We start from the raw sequence: 17,364 nt of genomic DNA, 5'->3' as shown, positions 1-17,364 counted from the left end.
AGGCCCGACCATCCTGCCTTGTCCCGGTCGGCTGGGTGTCCCGTGAGTGAAAGGTTCTCTCCCCTTGTCTCACCCAGTGTTGCGCCGAGGCATCCTGGCCCGGCGCCCAGTCTGGCTTCGCGCGCGGCATTGCTCGGATCCGGACCACGCTGCCACCGTTTCGCCGCACAGCAACCGGTTGGAAGCTCGTTGCCTGTTGGGATGATCACCCGGAGCGCCTGCTGCCCCTTCCGGTATAGCGGTTGCGCTCACTGCTTGGAGGCGGCGCGCCCGACGCGCAGCCTCCGTCGAGCGTTCCGCTTCTCGTCCCGTTCCATCAGGAGATCCCAGGCCACCGGGACGATGAAGAGGGTCAGGAAGGTCGCGGTGGCCAGACCGGTGACAAAGGTCGAGGCCATGGTGCCCCAGATCACCGAATAGCTCGGGATGCCGATGGCCATCGGCAGCAGGCCGAGCGTGGTGGTGAGCGTGGTCAGAACGATCGGGCGCAGGCGCAGGTGAACCCCCTCGCGGATCGCCTCTCGTCGCCCCGCACCGGCGCGATAGCGGCGGTTGATGAAGTCGAGCAGGACCAGGGAGTCGTTGACCACCACGCCCGTCACACCGACCACGGCAATGAAGCTGTTGATCGTGAAGAGCGACTGGGTGACTACCTTGCCGAAGACAACGCCGATGATCGAGAACATCACCGCGGAGAGGATGATCAGGGGCTGGCTGTATGACCTGAACTGGGTGGCCAGGATCAGATAGATCAGGAGCACGGCGAGGCCGAATGCCTTGGCAAGACTGTCGAAGGAGCGTTGGGTCTCCTCGTACTCGCCCCCGAAGACCAGGGTCGCGCCCGGGTGGCCGGCGCGCAGCTCCCGGTATTGCGCGCGGACCCAGGCGTTGACCTGCGCCGCGGAGACCGGCGCCCCGGGCCGGATGTTCGCCGTGATGGTCAGGCTGCGCTGGCGCTGATAGCGCCTGAGCTCGCCGGGTTGGATCTCGGCGACAGGTCGGACGATGTCGCGCAGGAGCACTGGCCCGGACGGGTGCTCCCACACGGGGATGTCCAATGCTGCCTCGGGGGCGTCCAGATAGGCGGGATCGACGCGAAGCTTGAGGTCGACCTCTTCGTCGCTCAGACGATACTTGCCGATATAACGGCCGTCCAGCACCGAGGCGGCCATGCGTGCGGCGTCACCCGGGGTGAGACCCAGCTCGCGCGCCCGTGACTCATCCACCGTGAGTCGGAAGACGCGGGCCGGGATGCCGCGATCATCCTGCAGGTCGAGGAGGTGAGGGCCGAATTCGGGATGATGACCGAGCCGCTCCAGCAGCGCCGCGCTGAGCGCGCGCACCGCCGTCTCGCTCGATCCGGCGATCTGGACGTTGATGTCCTTGCCGGTCGGCGGACCGTCCTTTTCGGCACGCACCCGGATTCGGAAGCCGTGCCCTGCGAACCGCTCGATCAGCCGCTCGCGCATCCGCTCGAGATGGGCCAGCGGGTCATCGAAGGCCTGCTCGGATTTGCGCGGCAGCGCGACCATGACCGTGCCCAGGTGACGTCCCATCTCGTCTTCGTAGTCCTCGCTGACTGTGAACCCGGCAAACCCCGCAGCGGAACGCGCGTACCCGGGCCCGTCGTTCATGATGAAACCGGCGATGGCCTTGACGCGGTGATGGGTCTCCTCGATCGGCGTCTCGGGCGGCCCCTCGACGAAGACATAGTAGGTGGAGTAGTCGTCGGGGAAGAACTGGATGCGCATCAGGGGCGCGATGCCCGCGACCGACACGCCGAGGATCGCGACCGCCGCGGCAAAGGTCACCAGCACGACGGTGAGGCTGAGCAGCCGGAAGCGGATCGTGGCCCGGATCAGCCAGTCGGTCATGCGGCGCAGCGCCCGCATCAGGAGGTTGTCCCGTTCTAGGTGCGCCGCGCCGTCACCCGTTGAAACGGGCCGCGGTCCGAAGTCGAGGTAGTGCAGCGGCAGGATAAAGAGGCACTCGATCAGGGAGGCGAGGATCGCGAAGCTGACGGCCTTCGGGATCAAGGCGAAGAACTGCCCCGTCGAGCCGGTCATGATCAGCATCGGCAGGAAGGCGGCGACCGTGGTCGCCGTGGCCGAGATCACCGGCCAGGCCACCTCTGCCGTGCCCTCGACGATCGCCTGCTCGATCGGCTCGCCTTCCTGGGCACGGCGGTAGATGTTCTCCACGACGACGATGGCGTCGTCGACGATGATGCCGGAGACCAGCACGAAGCTGAACAGGGTGATCTCGTTGAGCGAGTTGCCGGTCAGCTGCATCAGCACCATCGTGACCATGAAGGAGAAGGGGATGCCGACCGTGACGATGCCCGCGTTACGCAGGCCCATGAAGTACCAGAGGATCAGGCTGACCAGGAGGATCCCGACGAGCAGGTTCCAGCCCAGTGTCTGGATGGACTCCCCGATGTAGGTCGTCGAATCCTGGGTGAGGACGACCGCGACGCCTTCCTGGTCGAGGGTCGGGGCGAGCTCGGCGATGACCGCCTCGACGGCCGCGTAGATCTCCATGGCGTTGCCGCCCTTAGCCTTGAGGAGCCGCAGCGCCACCCCGTCCCGGCCGTTGGCCGAGGTGACGATGCTCGGCGCGCGATAGCCGAGCCGGGCATCCGAGACCAGGTCCGCCAGCGTCACGAACGAGCCGTCGGCGTCGCGCCGAATCAGGGTGTCGACGACCTGCTCGCGGCTTCGGAACCGTTCGTCCACCCGAATGACGTACTCGCCGCTCCCGTCGCTGAAGTCGCCGGCGGGGAGGGTGACGTTGGCGTCCTGCAATGCGGCGGCCACCTGATCATAGCTGACGCCATGTGACTTGAGCTTCCAGGGGTCGAGGAAGACGTGGAACTCGCGGCGCTGCTCCCCGTCGAGCTTGGCCTCGCTGACCCCCGGGATCTGCGCCATTCGGATCTGCAATTCCTTTGCGATCAGTGACAAGGCGCGGTTCGAGCGGTCGCCGATGAGGTTGACTGTGACCACCGGGAGCCAGAAGGAGGTGCGCACCAGATCGAAGTGCGGGGGGTCGACGCCATCGGGCAGCCGCTCGAGCATGCTGAGCACGCGAAAGCGCAGCTCGTTGTATAGCGCGTCGGAATCGGCGTCGTCGCGGAACTTCACGATGATGGTCGAACGCTCACGCACGGAGGTCGCGCGAACGAGCTCGACGTTCTCGAGCCCGTCGAGGGCGAGCTCGATCTCGCGCGTCACCAGGGCCTCGACGTCGCGCGGCGAGGCCCCGGGATAGACCGTGGTGACGATGACCTTGCCGAAGTTGATCTCCGGATAGCGCTCCATCGGAAGCGCAGCGAGTGAAAAGGCGCCCGCGACGATCATCAACACGAACAGGAGGTTGAAGAGCACCTGCTGGCGCAGGGTAAAGCGGACGAGCCCTCGCATGGCTCAGCGTTCCCCCAGCAGCCGCACGCGATCGCCGGGGCGAAGGCCCGGCGCCGTGACCCGCACCAGCGCCGGGTCCTGCGCGTCCGGCCCGAGTCGCAGGACCGGGAGCCGCGCCCCGTCCTCGCGGATGACCCAGGACTCCTCGTAGCTGGAGCCGAGTGCGGCTGGGGGGAGACTCACGGCACCGGTGGCCTCGGGAAGCCCCAGGCGCAGTCGCACGCGTAATCCCCCGCGCGCTGGGTGCACCGGCTCATCCAGGGCGAGCTCGACGGCGATCTTGCGGGTCTCGGGGTCGAATCCCGGATTGACTCGGTACAGGCGTGCAGACACCTCGGAGGTCGCTCCGCGAGGCTGGTCGAGGAGCTCGAGTCGCAGGGTCCCGCCGCCCCCCTCGAGTGCGGAGAACTGCTCCGGAGTGAGGGCGAAGGGCACCAGAAGGGTCGAGAAATCGGCGGCATAACCGACCGGATCGCCTTCGCGCACCCATTGACCGAGCTCTACCTCTCGGGCGGTGACGTGCCACCCGACCGGTGCGCCGATGGTTGCCCGCGTCAGCCGCTCCTCGAGTATCCGGCGTCGCACGTCCAGCGCCCGCAAGGCATGGCGGTTGTCGCGGAGTGCCTGCTCCAGGGCGTCCAGCTGAGACGCCGATGCGCTGCTCTGGCGCACCAGCTCGCGAAAACGGGTGACTTCCCGCCGATCGAACTCGATCTGCGACTTCAGGCGGTCTTCCTGGACCTTGACCTCCTCGAGCTCGAGGCCGACGAAGGTGGTATCCAGCTGCGCGAAGCGCCCGCTCTCATCGACCCTGTCGCCGACGTCGAGGAAGAGCGCCTGCACACGGCCGTCCGTCTCTGCGACCAGCGGGCGTTTGGCGACGGCACGGGTGAACCCGATCAGCGCCGCCTCCCGCATCGCGGGAACCGCCTCGACCAGGGCGACATCCGGCGCGGCGGCGCCCACGGGGGCAGCGAGCGCGGCACCAGAGGCCAGTGCCAGGAGCAGGATGAGCGGCCAGGATCCCGTCCGGACAGGCGTGGGCGAGTGCCGCCTCCGAGCTTGGTGCGTGGGATGGAACGGGGGTCGCGTCGGATCCAGTGCGCGCATCGCCAGCCCCCTGGGGCGTGGCGACCCGCAACGAGGACGCGCGGATCTGGCCGGGCGGTCTATCCTTGATCGAATCGGCATCGCCTTCCGCTCAATCGGCTGCGGTCAGTTTCCAGGGAGGCTAGTGTACAATCGCCAGCGTCAGTATTGACCAAAAAGACTTGCTCCGACACGTCGGCGTCAGGCCAGGGTCGGGCGCGCCGGATGGAGACCCGCTTGAGCCAAGAGTCCGACACCAACCCATCAGAGAACGGCTGGTCCAAGGCGGCTGTACCTGGATCGGCCGCGACCCGATCCCCTCAGTCCGGTGTTCCCGACACCGCGTCGCCGACCCGCGGTGCGTCCTTGTTGGGGGCGCCGCAGGATGATGCCCCGCGCTCCGGCCGGCGGGGTGGCGGCGCTGAGTCATCGCGGCGTGATCGTTCGGCGTTCATCTGGCTCGGTCGCTTCCTGGCGCCGCTCGGGGCGCCGCTGCAGTTGCTTGCCTTGGGGTTGCTCGGCGCCGGCGTCTTCGTGTCCGTCCATCTCCCGGAGCTGCCGAGCGTCGACGCCGTTCGCGAGGTGAAGTTCGAGGAGCCGCTGCGGGTGTACAGTCGTGACGGGGCGCTGATGGCCGAGTTCGGCGTCGAGCGCCGCCATCCGGTGCCCTACCAAGACATGCCACCCCTGGTGGTGAACGCCTTCCTCGCGACCGAGGACAGCCGCTTTTTCGAACATGGGGGGGTCGATGCGGTTGGCATGCTACGGGCCCTTCTGAGTTTCGCTTCGACCGGCACCAAGACACAGGGTGGCAGCACCATCACCATGCAGGTGACACGGAATTTTCTGCTGAGCTCGGAGAAGACCTTCCGGCGTAAGCTCGCCGAGGTGCTGCTGACCTTACAGGTTGAACGGACCCTGTCGAAGGATCAGATCCTGGATCTCTACCTGAATCAGATCTTTTTCGGCCACCGTGCCTACGGGGTCTCGGCCGCCGCATCGCTCTACTATGACAAAGAGCTGGACGAGTTGACGCCTGCCGAGGCGGCGATGCTTGCCGGTATCCCCAAGGCACCCTCCGCGAACAATCCGGTGAGCAATCCGGAACGCGCACTGGAGCGTCGCAACTACATCCTCGGACGTATGTTGGAGCTCGGCTATATCGGCCGGGACGAGCATGAGATCGCGATCCTCACGCCGGACCTGGCCGGACTCCACCGCCGTCAGCCAGAGCTGGATGCGGGCTATGTCGCGGAGATGGCCCGACAGGCCGTCGCCAAACATTACGGGGAGGCGGCACTCAGTCAGGGCTATCGCGTCACCACGACGATCGAGTCGCGTCTGCAGTCCGCCGCTCAGGAGGCCTTGCGACAGGCCCTGCGGGCTTACGATCGGCGGCATGGGTACCGAGGCCCCGAGGCCAAGGTCGATCTGACCGGGGCCAGCGAGGCGGACATGGATGCCTATCTCGCGACGGTACCGGCGGTTCCGGGTTTGCCGCCTGGGCTGGTGACGCAGTCGTCATCGGGCGAGGCGGAGGTGTATCTGGGACAGGGCCGCCGGACCCGGATCGGCCTCAAGCAGGTCGTTTGGGCGCAGGAGTTCCGTAACGCGAACTGGCGCGGACCCCGACCGAGGCACGTCTCGGACGTGCTGGCGGTCGGTCATCTCATCCGGCTGCAGCAGGTCGGGGAGGGGCAATGGGGGCTGGGGCAGAACCCGCGGGTATCCGGTGCCCTGGTCTCGATTGCGCCACAGGACGGTGCGGTGCGCGCCCTTGTCGGTGGCTATTCGTTCAATGAGAGCAAATTCAACCGGGCGGTGGATATGCGCCGCCAGCCGGGGTCGAGCTTCAAGCCCTTCATCTATGCCGCGGCGCTCAGCGAAGGCTGGACGCCTGCAAGTCTCATCAAGGATGAGTCCGTGCGGGTGCCCGGCGAGCAGGACTGGAACCCTCGCAATTATGATCGCCGGGAGCTCGGGCCCATACGGATGCGGAAGGCCCTGGCGCTGTCGCGCAATCTCGCAACGATCAACCTGCTTCAGAGCGTGGGCCTGGAGGACGCGCAGCACTTCATCCGCGCCTTCGGATTCGAGCTCGAGGCGATGCCTCTGGGTCTGTCGATGGCCTTGGGCACGGGCGAGCTCTCGCCGATGAAGCTGGCCGAAGGCTATGCCGTGTTCGCGAATGGCGGCTTCCACGTGATGCCCTACTTCATCGAGCGGATCGAGAGCGGAGAAGGGCAGGTGATCTTCGAGGCCAATCCGCCGCGGTCTTGCGCGGATTGCTGGTATCGGTACGGCGACGCCCCCGCACGCGTTCAGGGTACCCAGTCAGCCCAGCCGGCTCCGCAGGTCATCGATCCGCGGATCGCCTACCAGATCACCTCATTGCTGCGCGAGGTGATCGAAACCGGGACAGGAACCGGAGCTAAGAAATTGAATCGCGAAGATATCGTGGGAAAAACGGGCACCACGAACGATGTGCGCGACTCCTGGTTCGCCGGCTATCAGGCCGACTTCGTCACCGTGGCCTGGATGGGCTTCGACGATTTCGAGAAACTGGGTCGAGGCGAGGAGGGTGGTCGGGCCGCCCTGGGGCTGTGGGTCGACTTCATGTCAACCGCGCTCGATGGCCATCCCGTTGCATCGCTTGACCCGCCTGCGGGGATGGTGCAGGTCCGGGTCGATCCGATCCGGGGCACCGAAGTCAAACGGGGCGGGATCGTCGAGATGGTGAGCGAAGAGTTCCGGACGGCCTTGCTCGGGCCCGAGCCGATCCAGGCGGCCTCCGCGGAGAGGCGAGATACCTCGGTCAGACGATCCGCGCCACGTGTGATGGATGATCTTTTTTGAGCCGATCAGGCGACGGCGTGCAGTCCGGTGGGAGTGCCACAGGTCCGCGGTGCCATGCGGGGTTGCTTCTGAAGCCTCATGAAGTCGTCGCGCAGGTTGCGCAACCGGTTGTCCAGCCTCTCGCGTTGACGCTCGTCGAGGGTCGGCCCAAGCCGGATGAACAGCTCGGCGATCCGCTCGCCCAGCACCTCACCATCCCGGTCCAGAGTGGCCGGAAGGTCTTTGAAGTCGACCAGCCATTCGGTTAGGAAAGACTTGATCCGGGCCTCTCCCGCATTCGCCCGGAGCAGCCCGATCAACTGCCCGCGCTTGCGGCCGCGATACTCGACGACGTCGCTCTGCGTATCCGGCATGCGGCTGGTCACGTCGGCGACGATCGCCCGTTGCTCAGCGTCGAGCGGACCCGTCCAATCCTCGACGGAGCTCACGTAGCGTCGGGCGCGCCGTTCGCGCTCCTTGGTGCGGTTGCGCATCGCCAGCTCTGCGCGGTCCTCTGCGGCCTCGTCCTGGAAGCGTCTCGACAGGCGCTCGATCTGGGATGGGCTCAGCTCTGCCAGAAGCGGCGCCGTGACCGTGACGGCGAATCGCGCCTGCCGCCGATAGAGACTGCGAAACTCACCGGTGAGGCAAGTCATGTTGCGCTCGTCGAAGCCCAGGCGGCTCGCCTTGAGGAGCTGATCGAAAAAGGCCGCGAGGTAAGGCAGCTCCTCGGCGCGATGGCGCGCCAGCTCGGCATCCAGGACCGAGTCCCACCCGCTGAGCTGGGCACCCTCCAGATTCAGGTAGTCCTTGGCGTAGCCTTTGACGAGCAGATCGGCGGTATTGTAGGCGATGCCGACGCGGCTGCAGCCTGCGAGGGTCAGGACAGCCGCGAACAGGGTCACGGCGAGACGAATCGGGGCGGAGGCGCTGGGCATGATGGGCGACATCTGCTTGAGGGGTTCTCGATCTCCGTCATTGGACGTCTGTGACGCCGATTGGATCCTGAATGCGGACGCCCGCTCTTGTCGAAAGCGGGCGTGCCCTGATCTGGGCCGAGACGAGATGACTGGAGCGATGGTCTCGACCCCTCGAAAGAGCCCGCACACCGATGGGATGATCGCGATACACGAACGACTGCCGCGGCGCTTCAACCCTCGCCGGCAGAGGGGCATGGCGATTGGTACAATCAGCCCGCTCTTGCTGTTTGCCTGCCTCGCCTGGCTTTCGCCGACGTCGGCCAACCCGGTCACGACCGAGCATGTTACCGCGCGCCTGGTGGCCGAGCGAACCGAGATGGCGCCCGGCGAGACGGTCGACCTGGCGCTCGTTCTCGAGATCGAGCCGGGCTGGCACACCTACTGGCGAAACCCTGGCGACTCGGGCGATTCCCCAAGGGTCAGCTGGAGTCTTCCCGAGGGCGTTGAGGTTGGGCCGCTGCGTTGGACGCGGCCGGAGCTCATCCCCGTCGGTCCGCTCGCGAACTACGGCTATTCGGGCCGAGCCGTTCACCTGTTCGCCTTGAGCCTGCCCGAGGACTGGCCGATCGGTGAGCCCGTGCGGATCCGTGCGGACGCCGACTGGCTGGTCTGTGAGGCGCATTGCATCCCCGAGTCCGGCACCTTCGGGCTGACTGTGGCGACCGCGCTTGGCCCCGGACCGATTGACCCTGCGCAGGCCGAGGTCTTTGCCTCGGCCCGCGGTGATCTCGCCGACGGGACAATCGAGGGGGCGGTGCTCAGGACAGAGGCGGCTGGCCTGAGTCTTGATATCCCGGCCGATCTTCTGCCCGCTGGCTTAGATGAGGCCTGGTTCTTTGCGGGATCCTGGGGGCTGATCGAGCATGCCGCCGCGCAATCCTGGCGCCTCGTCGACGGTGATCTTCGGATCCAGCTCACCGCCGGTCCCGCGGCGGCCCAGGTCGATCCCGAGGGTCTGCTGGTCGTCAGCGACAGACAGGGAGGAGTCCGCTCGTACGAGGTGGCGGCCGTCCGCGGGCCGCCCCTTCTCGAGGGGGACGCGCAACGCTCGATCAGCCTGCCGCTGGCGCTGGTCTTTGCCTTGCTCGGCGGGTTGATCCTGAACCTGATGCCTTGCGTGTTCCCAATCCTGGCGATGAAGGCGTTGAGCCTGGTCAAGGGCCTGGCCGGGGAGGGCCCCGGTGCGGCGCGCGCGCGCGTGCTCCATGGGGTCGCCTACACCGCGGGCGTGCTGGTCTTCTTCGCTGCCCTGGCCGGACTCCTGCTGGCCCTGCGCTCGGGTGGCGCGGCGGTGGGTTGGGGCTTTCAGCTCCAATACCCGCCGTTTGTCGTGCTCATGGCCTACGTCTTCCTGGTGATCGGCCTGAGTCTCTCGGGCGCGATCACCGTTGGTCGGCGTCTGATGTCACTCGGCGGGACCCGGAGTGGAGGTGGGACCCTGGGTGCATTTGGGACCGGCGCCCTCGCGGCCCTGGTCGCGGCACCTTGCACCGCGCCCTTCATGGGGGCGGCCTTGGGGTATGCGGTCACCCTGACCTGGCCGCCGGCGCTGGCGATCATGCTGACCCTCGGGTTCGGGTTGGCGCTACCCTTCTTGCTGCTGTCCCTGGTCCCGCAGCTCGCCCGCTGGCTGCCCAAGCCCGGCCCCTGGATGGAGACCCTCAAGCAGGTTCTGGCCTTTCCCATGTTCGCGGCCGCGGCCTGGTTGGTGTGGGTGCTGAGCGTCCAGACCGGTCCCCGCGGGGTCGCCTCCGTCCTCGCGGGCTCGGTCCTGGTGGCCTTTGCGCTCTGGCTGCGTGAGCGCGCCCAGCATCTGCGGCCGGGGCAGCGGCGGTTGGCCCTTGCGATGCTGCTGGCGACGCTGGGCGGGGCGGCCTATCTGGGCGTCGCGACCGTTCGGCTGTCTGCCCCGGCGCAGTCGCTCGGGGCCGAGACGGGCCGACAGCTGCCGAGCGAGCCCTACTCGCCCGAGCGTCTCGCGGCGGCACGCGCCGAGCTCCGCCCGGTCTTCGTCAACATGACCGCCGCCTGGTGCATCACGTGTCTGGTCAACGAACGTGTCGCCTTGGATACGGCGGGCGTGAAGGGGCTTTTCTCGGCTGCAGACGTACTCTACCTCAAGGGGGATTGGACCAATCGGGATCCCGCGATCACCCGGTACCTCGCCGAGTATGAGCGCAACGGTGTTCCGCTGTACGTCTTTTATCCAGTGAATGGCGAACCCAAGGTCCTGCCTCAGATCCTGACCGAGGACATCGTGCAAGGCGCGGTCCGGCAGGGGCCAATGGCGTCGTCGCGGAGCCACTGATCGAGGAACGGCACAGGCACAGCAGCGTCGTGACCGTCTTCATTGCATCCCTGGACATGAACCACTTTGACCTGAAGAGAAGGAGAAACCCATGACAGCATCCTGTCTGAAGGCCGCTGCCCTCGGCGTCGTCGCGCTGGCGGCCGCATTGACCGTCGGTCCCACCGCCGCGGCCCCCAAGGTCGGTGCACCGGCGCCGGATTTCAGCGTCCTCGACACCAAGGGCGAGACCTGGAGCCTCGGCCAGCTCGCCGGCAAGCAGGTCATACTGGAATGGACCAATCACGATTGCCCGTTTGTGAGGAAGCATTACGAGTCGGGGAACATGCAGGCCCTGCAGAAGGAAGCCGGCGACGCTGGTTATATCTGGCTGTCGGTCATCTCATCGGCTCCGGGTAAGCAAGGGCATGTCACCCCTGCCGAGGCCGACGCGCTGACCGAGAGCCGAGACGCCACTCCGACCGCGGTCCTGCTGGATACGTCCGGAGCCATGGGCCGCGCCTACGACGCCAAGACCACTCCGCACATGTACGTCATCGACGCGTCGGGCACACTCGTGTATATGGGCGGAATCGACGACCGGCCCACGACCAAGCAGGCCGATGTCGAGGGTGCGAGCAATTTCGTGCGCCTGGTCATGGCCGATCTGGCGGCCGGCAATCCCGTCGCTAATCCAGTCACCCGACCCTATGGGTGCTCGGTCAAGTATTGAGCCTGTGGGCGGATCAGGCCGGCGTCCGGAGGCGTCGGCCCCTGGGAGCGCCGGGCTCGGGCCATGCCACCCGATGCCCTTGCGGGGTCAGCTTTGAATCTGCCTGGAGGCACTGTAAACTCTCGGCTTTTACCCGCGAGTGAGCGGCCAGCCAGCGGCGTCCAAGGCTCGGCTCGGATTCGTCGAGCAGCCCCGAGGATGGCCGGCCCCGTTGCCAGGTCAGCGACCAGCGTCCCGGGATTGCCGACAAGGCATCGCCCCGGCGACCGATCTCCGGCCGCTCCTTCCAGGTTCACGTCCCTTCAGCATCGAGAGGTCCTCGCGTGGTCGCCCCCGAGCCCGAATTCCACCGCATCAAGCGGTTACCGCCCTATGTCTTCAACATCGTCAACGAGTTGAAGGCCGAGGCGCGAGCCCGGGGCGAGGACATCATCGACTTCGGGATGGGCAATCCGGACCAGCCGACGCCGCAGCACATCGTCGATAAGCTGGTCGAGGCGTCGCTTCGCAAGGACACCCACCGGTACTCCGTCTCGCGCGGCATCCCCCGCCTGCGCCGTGCCATCTGTCATTGGTATCGCGACCGCTTCGATGTCCACCTGGATCCCGACGGCGAGGCCATCGTGACGATCGGCTCCAAGGAGGGACTCGCCCATTTGGCCCTTGCCACCATGGGCAGCGGCGACACCGTTCTGGTGCCCAATCCGGCGTATCCCATCCACCCCTACGGCTTCATTATCGCGGGCGCGGACGTGCGCCATGTGCGTCTCACGCCTGACGTGGATTTCTTTCAGGAGCTGCAACGCGCGATCCAGGATTCCTGGCCCAAGCCGAAGATGCTCGTATTGAATTTTCCGGGCAATCCGACCACTCAGTGTGTCGAGTTGAACTTCTTCCAGCAGGTCATCGACATTGCGAGTGAGCACGGCATCTGGGTCGTCCACGACATCGCCTATGCGGATATCGTCTTCGACGGTTATCGTGCCCCCTCGATCCTGCAGGTCCCCGGGGCGAAGGACATCGCCGTCGAGTTCTTCTCCATGTCCAAGAGCTACAACATGCCGGGTTGGCGGGTCGGCTTCATGTGTGGCAACCGCACCCTGGTCAGCGCACTGGCGCGCATCAAGTCCTACCTGGACTACGGGACCTTTACCCCGATCCAGGTCGCAGCCATCGCCGCCTTGGAGGGGCCACAGGATTGCGTGCGTGCCATCAGGGACAACTACCAGAGTCGTCGCGACGTGCTGTGCGGCGGTCTGAACGCCGCCGGTTGGCCGATCGATCCGCCGCAGGCGACCATGTTCGTCTGGGCGCCGATCCCCGAGCCTTATCGCGCCCTCGGATCACTCGAGTTCTCAAAGAAGCTCCTGCAGGAGGCGAAGGTCGCGGTCTCACCCGGGATCGGCTTCGGCGAGTACGGTGACAGTCATGTTCGCTTCGGACTGATCGAGAACGAGCATCGCACGCGCCAGGCGATCCGCGGCATCAAAGAGATGTTTCGCCGCGAATCGCGCGCCGGGAGTTGAACCTAGATTGAACAGTCGCACAAGGGGAAAGGCATGGAACCGGTGAAGGTCGGACTGCTGGGCTTGGGAACGGTCGGTGGCGGCACCGTCACCGTCTTGTCTCGCAACGCCGCCGAGATCGCGCGGCGCGCCGGACGCGGGATCGAGATCTCGCATGCCGCGGCACGGGCGTACGATCCGGACAAGATCCAGGGGCTCGAATCGATCGGCCGGATCGGTCAGGATGCCTTCGCCGTGGTCGACGACCCGGAGGTTCAGGTCGTCGTCGAGCTGATCGGCGGCTATTCTCCGGCGCGCGAGCTGGTGCTTCAGGCGATCGCGAACGGCAAGCATGTCGTCACCGCCAACAAGGCCTTGATCGCGCTGCATGGGAACGAGATCTTCGCCGCCGCGCGCGAGCGTGGGGTCGTGGTGGGCTTCGAGGCCGCGGTCGCCGGTGGCATCCCGATCATCAAGGCCCTGCGCGAAGGCCTTGCGGCGAACCACATCGAGTGGATCGCCGGCATCATCAACGGCACCGGCAACTTCATCCTGACCGAGATGCGCGACAAGGGCCGTGACTTTGCCGATGCCCTCGCCGAGGCTCAGGCGCTGGGCTATGCGGAGGCGGACCCGACCTTCGACGTGGAGGGCATCGATGCCGCGCACAAGCTGACGATCTTGAGCTCCTTGGCCTTCGGTATACCGCTCCAGTTCGACCGCTGCTTCACCGAAGGTATCTCGAAGGTCGGGGCCTTGGACGTCACCTATGCGGCTGAGCTCGGTTATCGCATCAAGCATCTTGGGATCACACGGCGCACCAACGGCGGGATCGAGCTGCGCGTGCACCCGACCTTGATCCCCGAGCGTCGGCTGATTGCGAACGTCGACGGGGTCATGAACGCGGTTCTGGTCAAGGGCGACGCCGTCGGTCCGACACTCTATTACGGGGCGGGCGCGGGTGCCCTCCCGACCGCCTCTGCCGTCGTTGCCGACCTGGTCGACGTGGTGCGCGCCCTCACGACCGATCCCAACAATCGCGTCCCCCACCTCGCCTTCCAGCCGGACGAGCTGTCCGACACCCCCGTGATTCCGATGGATGCGGTCGAGACCGCTTACTACGTGCGCCTCTCAGCACTCGATCAACCCGGCGTCATGGCGCGGATCGCCAGCATTCTGGGCGAGCAGGGAATCAGCATCGAGGCGATCAAGCAGAAGGAGCCGGAGGAGGGACAGACGCATGTCCCACTGGTAATGTTGACCCATCGCGTGATCGAGCGGCAGATGAACGAGGCGATCGCGCGGATCGAGGCGCTGGAATCGGTCCAGGGCGCGGTCACGCGCATCCGTATGGAGACCCTCTCGGGTTGAGGGCGGTCCGTCCCGGCCGTCGTCAGGTCGAACCCTGCCTGTCGAGTGGGTACGCCGCACTGACCGCCCGGCTCGACGAGCTGTTACAATCAGCCCACCAGTGGATGTGATCGGTTTGCGCTGGGCATGTCTCCTCCGTCAATCTCTCCCGAATTATCCGGATATCAAGGCCGACTCCCTCCTGTCCTGAGTCCGGGTCTCAGACGACTGCTCGGCCTGCTCGCGGTTCTGTTCGGCCTGATGGCCGTGAACTCGCTCTACCTGGCCGCAGTGACCTGGAACGAGTGGATCTCCGGGGAGATCCTGGAGAATCAGTTCTATCTCCTGATGTTTCTGGCTCATCTGGTCATGGGCCTCGTCCTCGTGGCGCCGCTGGCGCTCTTCGCCACCCTGCATCTGCGCCGGGCCTGGCGGCGGCCGAACCGCTGGGCCGTCCGCGCCGGGGTCGGCTTGCTGGCGACCCTGACGCTGCTGGTGGTGTCCGGCGTCCTGCTGACGCGTTTCGGTTTCTTCGAGATCAACGACCCATCGGTGCGTGACCTCTCCTACTGGGTCCACATCACGACGCCGATCGTCGCGCTCTGGCTCTTCGTCTTGCATCGGCTTGCCGGGCCCCGCCTGCGCTGGCGGGCGCTGGCGGCTTGGGGCTCGGTTGCGCTGGTCTTCTCGGTCGTGGCGCTCGGCCTGCATCGCCTCACAGGCGGTGAGCCCGATGACCCGGGACGGCCGTTGGAGCCGGCCTTGGCACGCGTCCCGACCGGCGTTCCGATCCCGGCCGGTCGTCTAATGCAGGACGAGACCTGTGCCGAGTGCCATGCCGACATCGTCAAGCAGCACGCGGGCAGCGTCCACCGGTTCAGCTCCTTCAACAACCCCATCTATCGGTTCAGTGTCGAGGAGACCCGCCGCGTCCTGATGGAGCGTGACGGCACAGTGAGGGGCGCGCGTCTTTGCGCCGTCTGTCATGATCCGGTGCCGCTCTTCTCCGGGCGGTTCGATGCCTCTGACTATGATCCGGATGGCGATTCGGGCTCCCAGGCTGGAATCACCTGTCTCGCCTGCCACGCGATCACGGCGGTCAACAGCCCGCGCGGCAACGGTGACTATACCCTGATCGAGCCGCCCGCCTATCCGTTTGCCTTCAGTGAGAGTGCCTTGCTCCGGGGCATCAGCCGTCAGCTCATCCGCGCCAAGCCCGCGTTCCACAAGAAGACGCTTCTCAAGCCGCTGCATCGCGACCCCGAGCTGTGCATGGCCTGCCATAAGGTTCACCTGCCTTATGAGCTCAATCAGTATCGGTGGTTGCGCGGTCAGAACCATTACGACAGCTTTCTCTTGAGCGGGGTCTCGGGTCACCGGGTGGACAGCTTCTACTACCCTGATCAGGCGGTCCCGTCTTGCAACGCCTGCCATATGCCGCTTCGCGCATCTGAGGACCCGGCCGCGCGTGTCCACGCGGCCGGGGAGCCGAGGAGTGTGCACGACCATCTGTTTGCGGCCGGCAACACGGCGGTGCCCGAGCTGCTCGGCCGCCCACCCGAGGAGAACGCGCTGCGCCTGGCGACCCTGGAGCGCGCGGCGCGTCTGGATATCTTCGGGCTGCGCCAAGGCGGGACCATCGACGGAAGACAGCTGGCGCCGATCCGCCCCGAGCTGCCGAACCTGGTGCCCGGCGTGGCGTATCTGCTGGAGGTCGTCGTGCGGACCACCGGTGTCGGGCATGCCCTGACCCAAGGGACCGCGGACTCGAACGAGCTGTGGCTGGACGTCACGCTGCGCGCCGGGGGGCGCCTGATCGGACGCTCGGGTGGCCGCGCCGAGGAGGATGGCCGGGTCGATCCCTGGGCCTACTTCGTGAACGCCTACGTTCTGGATCGCGAGGGAAACCGCATCGATCGCCGCAATGTCCAGGACATCTTCGTCGCCCTCTATGATCATCAGATCCCGCCCGGCGCGGCGGCCGTGATTCAGTATGGGTTCCGGGTCCCGGAAGACCTGGCCGCCCCCGTGACCATCGAGGCGGCGTTGCGCTACCGAAAGTTCGATACGGATGTCTATCGTCACGTCCTGGGTCCCGAGTTCCGCGTCAATGATCTGCCGATCGCGACCATGGCATCCGATCGGGTGACATTGCCTGTCCGGGGGGGCGAGCAGGCGCCACCAACGGCCCAGGATATCCCGGTCTGGGAGCGCTGGAACGACTATGGCATCGGTCTGCTGCGCCAGGGCCGCAAGGGCCGGCTGCGGCAAGCTGCCGAGGCATTCCAGGTCGTTGAATCCTTGCGGCCGGGCGAGGGCGCGCTGAATCTAGCGCGCGTCTACTATGAGGAGGGTCGACTCGATGAGGCTGCCGCGGCGCTGGGACGGGCCGCCTCGGCGGAGCCCCCGGCAGCACCCTGGACAATTGCCTGGTACGGCGCCCTGATCGAGCGGGAGTTTGGGAATCTGGATGCGGCCATCGCGAATCTCGAGGCGCTGGTCGAGACCCGTTTCGAAGCGGCGCGCGACCGCGGCTTCGACTTCGGTCGCGATTATCGAATGCTGACCGAGCTGGGCCGAACCCTCTACGAGCGCGCCCGCCAGGCGCGGGGCGAGGCGAGGCGGGCGGAGCGCGAGGCCTTGCTCGAACGGGGAGCCGATCGGCTCGAACAGGCCTTGTTGCTGGATCCCGAGAACGCCGCCGCGCATCATACCCTGAGCCTCGTTTACGCCGAGCTCGGGCGGCCCGCTGTGGCGGCCGACCACCGCCGTCTGCACGAGGTCTATCGCCCCGATGACCAAGCCATCGAACGCGCGGTGACCCTGCACCGCAGCCGCAACCCCGCCGCGAATCGTGCCGCTGAGCCAATCGCCATCTATGATCTGCAGCGTCCCGAGGCATTGAGCCCGGATGAGGAGGCGCTCGGCGGGCCGGCATTGACCGTCAGGGGTCGCTGAGCCCGATCGTGAGAACCGCACGAATCCGACCCGCAGGGGTGTAACGGACGCCGGAAACGATCAGGGCTCGCTCGCCTTCCGCGAGGCGCAACGCGCGGAAGGCTTCACGTTCAGGCAATGAGGTGCCTGAACATGCCGGGGCCGCCTGCCCCGGACGTGCCCGGCGATATCGGGCGCGATGGCCGTGACGTTAGGATTTTGAAGC

Annotated in this window: 9 protein-coding genes; 6 read left to right on the top strand and 3 right to left on the bottom strand. The window is 66.4% G+C overall.

The features are described from left to right. Window positions 1-248: 248 nt before the first annotated feature. Together LJE61_RS00210 and LJE61_RS00205 are read right to left on the bottom strand one after the other, a co-directional pair. Complete coding sequence (locus LJE61_RS00210) at window positions 249-3,422, bottom strand: efflux RND transporter permease subunit (RefSeq protein ID WP_296917039.1); 3,174 nt, start codon at window positions 3,420-3,422, stop codon at window positions 249-251. Between the two features lie 3 nt (window positions 3,423-3,425). Next, window positions 3,426-4,532: an efflux RND transporter periplasmic adaptor subunit gene (locus LJE61_RS00205; protein ID WP_296917037.1), complete on the bottom strand. Its 1,107-nt coding sequence runs from the start codon at window positions 4,530-4,532 to the stop codon at window positions 3,426-3,428. Between the two features lie 216 nt (window positions 4,533-4,748). On the opposite strand from LJE61_RS00205, the gene LJE61_RS00200 reads away from it, so the two are divergent. Beyond that, window positions 4,749-7,367 (top strand): penicillin-binding protein 1A, encoded by a 2,619-nt coding sequence (locus LJE61_RS00200; protein WP_519972865.1) that lies wholly within the window; start codon window positions 4,749-4,751, stop codon window positions 7,365-7,367. A 5-nt stretch (window positions 7,368-7,372) separates the two neighbouring features. Here LJE61_RS00200 and LJE61_RS00195 read toward each other — a convergent pair whose 3' ends face one another. Beyond that, on the bottom strand, window positions 7,373-8,284 hold the full coding sequence (locus LJE61_RS00195; protein WP_296911984.1) for a DUF6279 family lipoprotein: 912 nt from the start codon (window positions 8,282-8,284) through the stop codon (window positions 7,373-7,375). Window positions 8,285-8,519: 235 nt separating this feature from the next. Between LJE61_RS00195 and LJE61_RS00190 the strand changes: the two genes are divergently transcribed. From LJE61_RS00190 to LJE61_RS00170, 5 genes are all read left to right on the top strand, one after another. Further along, window positions 8,520-10,634, top strand: a complete 2,115-nt coding sequence (locus LJE61_RS00190; protein ID WP_296917035.1) for a protein-disulfide reductase DsbD family protein — start codon at window positions 8,520-8,522, stop codon at window positions 10,632-10,634. 91 nt (window positions 10,635-10,725) lie between these two features. Further along, window positions 10,726-11,346, top strand: coding sequence for a thioredoxin family protein (locus tag LJE61_RS00185; RefSeq protein ID WP_296909813.1), 621 nt, complete (start codon window positions 10,726-10,728; stop codon window positions 11,344-11,346). Between the two features lie 323 nt (window positions 11,347-11,669). Continuing rightward, on the top strand, window positions 11,670-12,872 hold the full coding sequence (gene alaC / locus LJE61_RS00180; RefSeq protein ID WP_296917033.1) for an alanine transaminase: 1,203 nt from the start codon (window positions 11,670-11,672) through the stop codon (window positions 12,870-12,872). A gap of 33 nt (window positions 12,873-12,905) precedes the next feature. Continuing rightward, window positions 12,906-14,222, top strand: coding sequence for a homoserine dehydrogenase (locus tag LJE61_RS00175; RefSeq protein WP_296909817.1), 1,317 nt, complete (start codon window positions 12,906-12,908; stop codon window positions 14,220-14,222). Window positions 14,223-14,348: 126 nt separating this feature from the next. Next, a complete protein-coding gene (locus LJE61_RS00170) occupies window positions 14,349-17,159 on the top strand; it encodes a multiheme c-type cytochrome (RefSeq protein ID WP_296909819.1) in 2,811 nt (936 codons plus the stop codon). Window positions 17,160-17,364: the final 205 nt, after the last annotated feature.

Source organism: Thiocapsa sp. (assembly GCF_022340925.1).
Taxonomy (GTDB): domain Bacteria; phylum Pseudomonadota; class Gammaproteobacteria; order Chromatiales; family Chromatiaceae; genus Thiocapsa.
This window is presented reverse-complemented; position numbering and strand designations above follow the sequence as displayed.

What these genes read in the sequence shown, in the direction of transcription:
- LJE61_RS00190 (WP_296917035.1), top strand. Translation starts at nt 8,520, where the DNA reads ATGGCGATTGGTACAATCAGCCCGCTCTTGCTGTTTGCCTGCCTCGCC.
- LJE61_RS00210 (WP_296917039.1), bottom strand. Translation starts at nt 3,422, where the DNA reads ATGCGAGGGCTCGTCCGCTTTACCCTGCGCCAGCAGGTGCTCTTCAAC.
- LJE61_RS00185 (WP_296909813.1), top strand. Translation starts at nt 10,726, where the DNA reads ATGACAGCATCCTGTCTGAAGGCCGCTGCCCTCGGCGTCGTCGCGCTG.
- LJE61_RS00195 (WP_296911984.1), bottom strand. Translation starts at nt 8,284, where the DNA reads ATGCCCAGCGCCTCCGCCCCGATTCGTCTCGCCGTGACCCTGTTCGCG.
- LJE61_RS00170 (WP_296909819.1), top strand. Translation starts at nt 14,349, where the DNA reads ATGTCTCCTCCGTCAATCTCTCCCGAATTATCCGGATATCAAGGCCGA.
- LJE61_RS00175 (WP_296909817.1), top strand. Translation starts at nt 12,906, where the DNA reads ATGGAACCGGTGAAGGTCGGACTGCTGGGCTTGGGAACGGTCGGTGGC.
- LJE61_RS00205 (WP_296917037.1), bottom strand. Translation starts at nt 4,532, where the DNA reads ATGCGCGCACTGGATCCGACGCGACCCCCGTTCCATCCCACGCACCAA.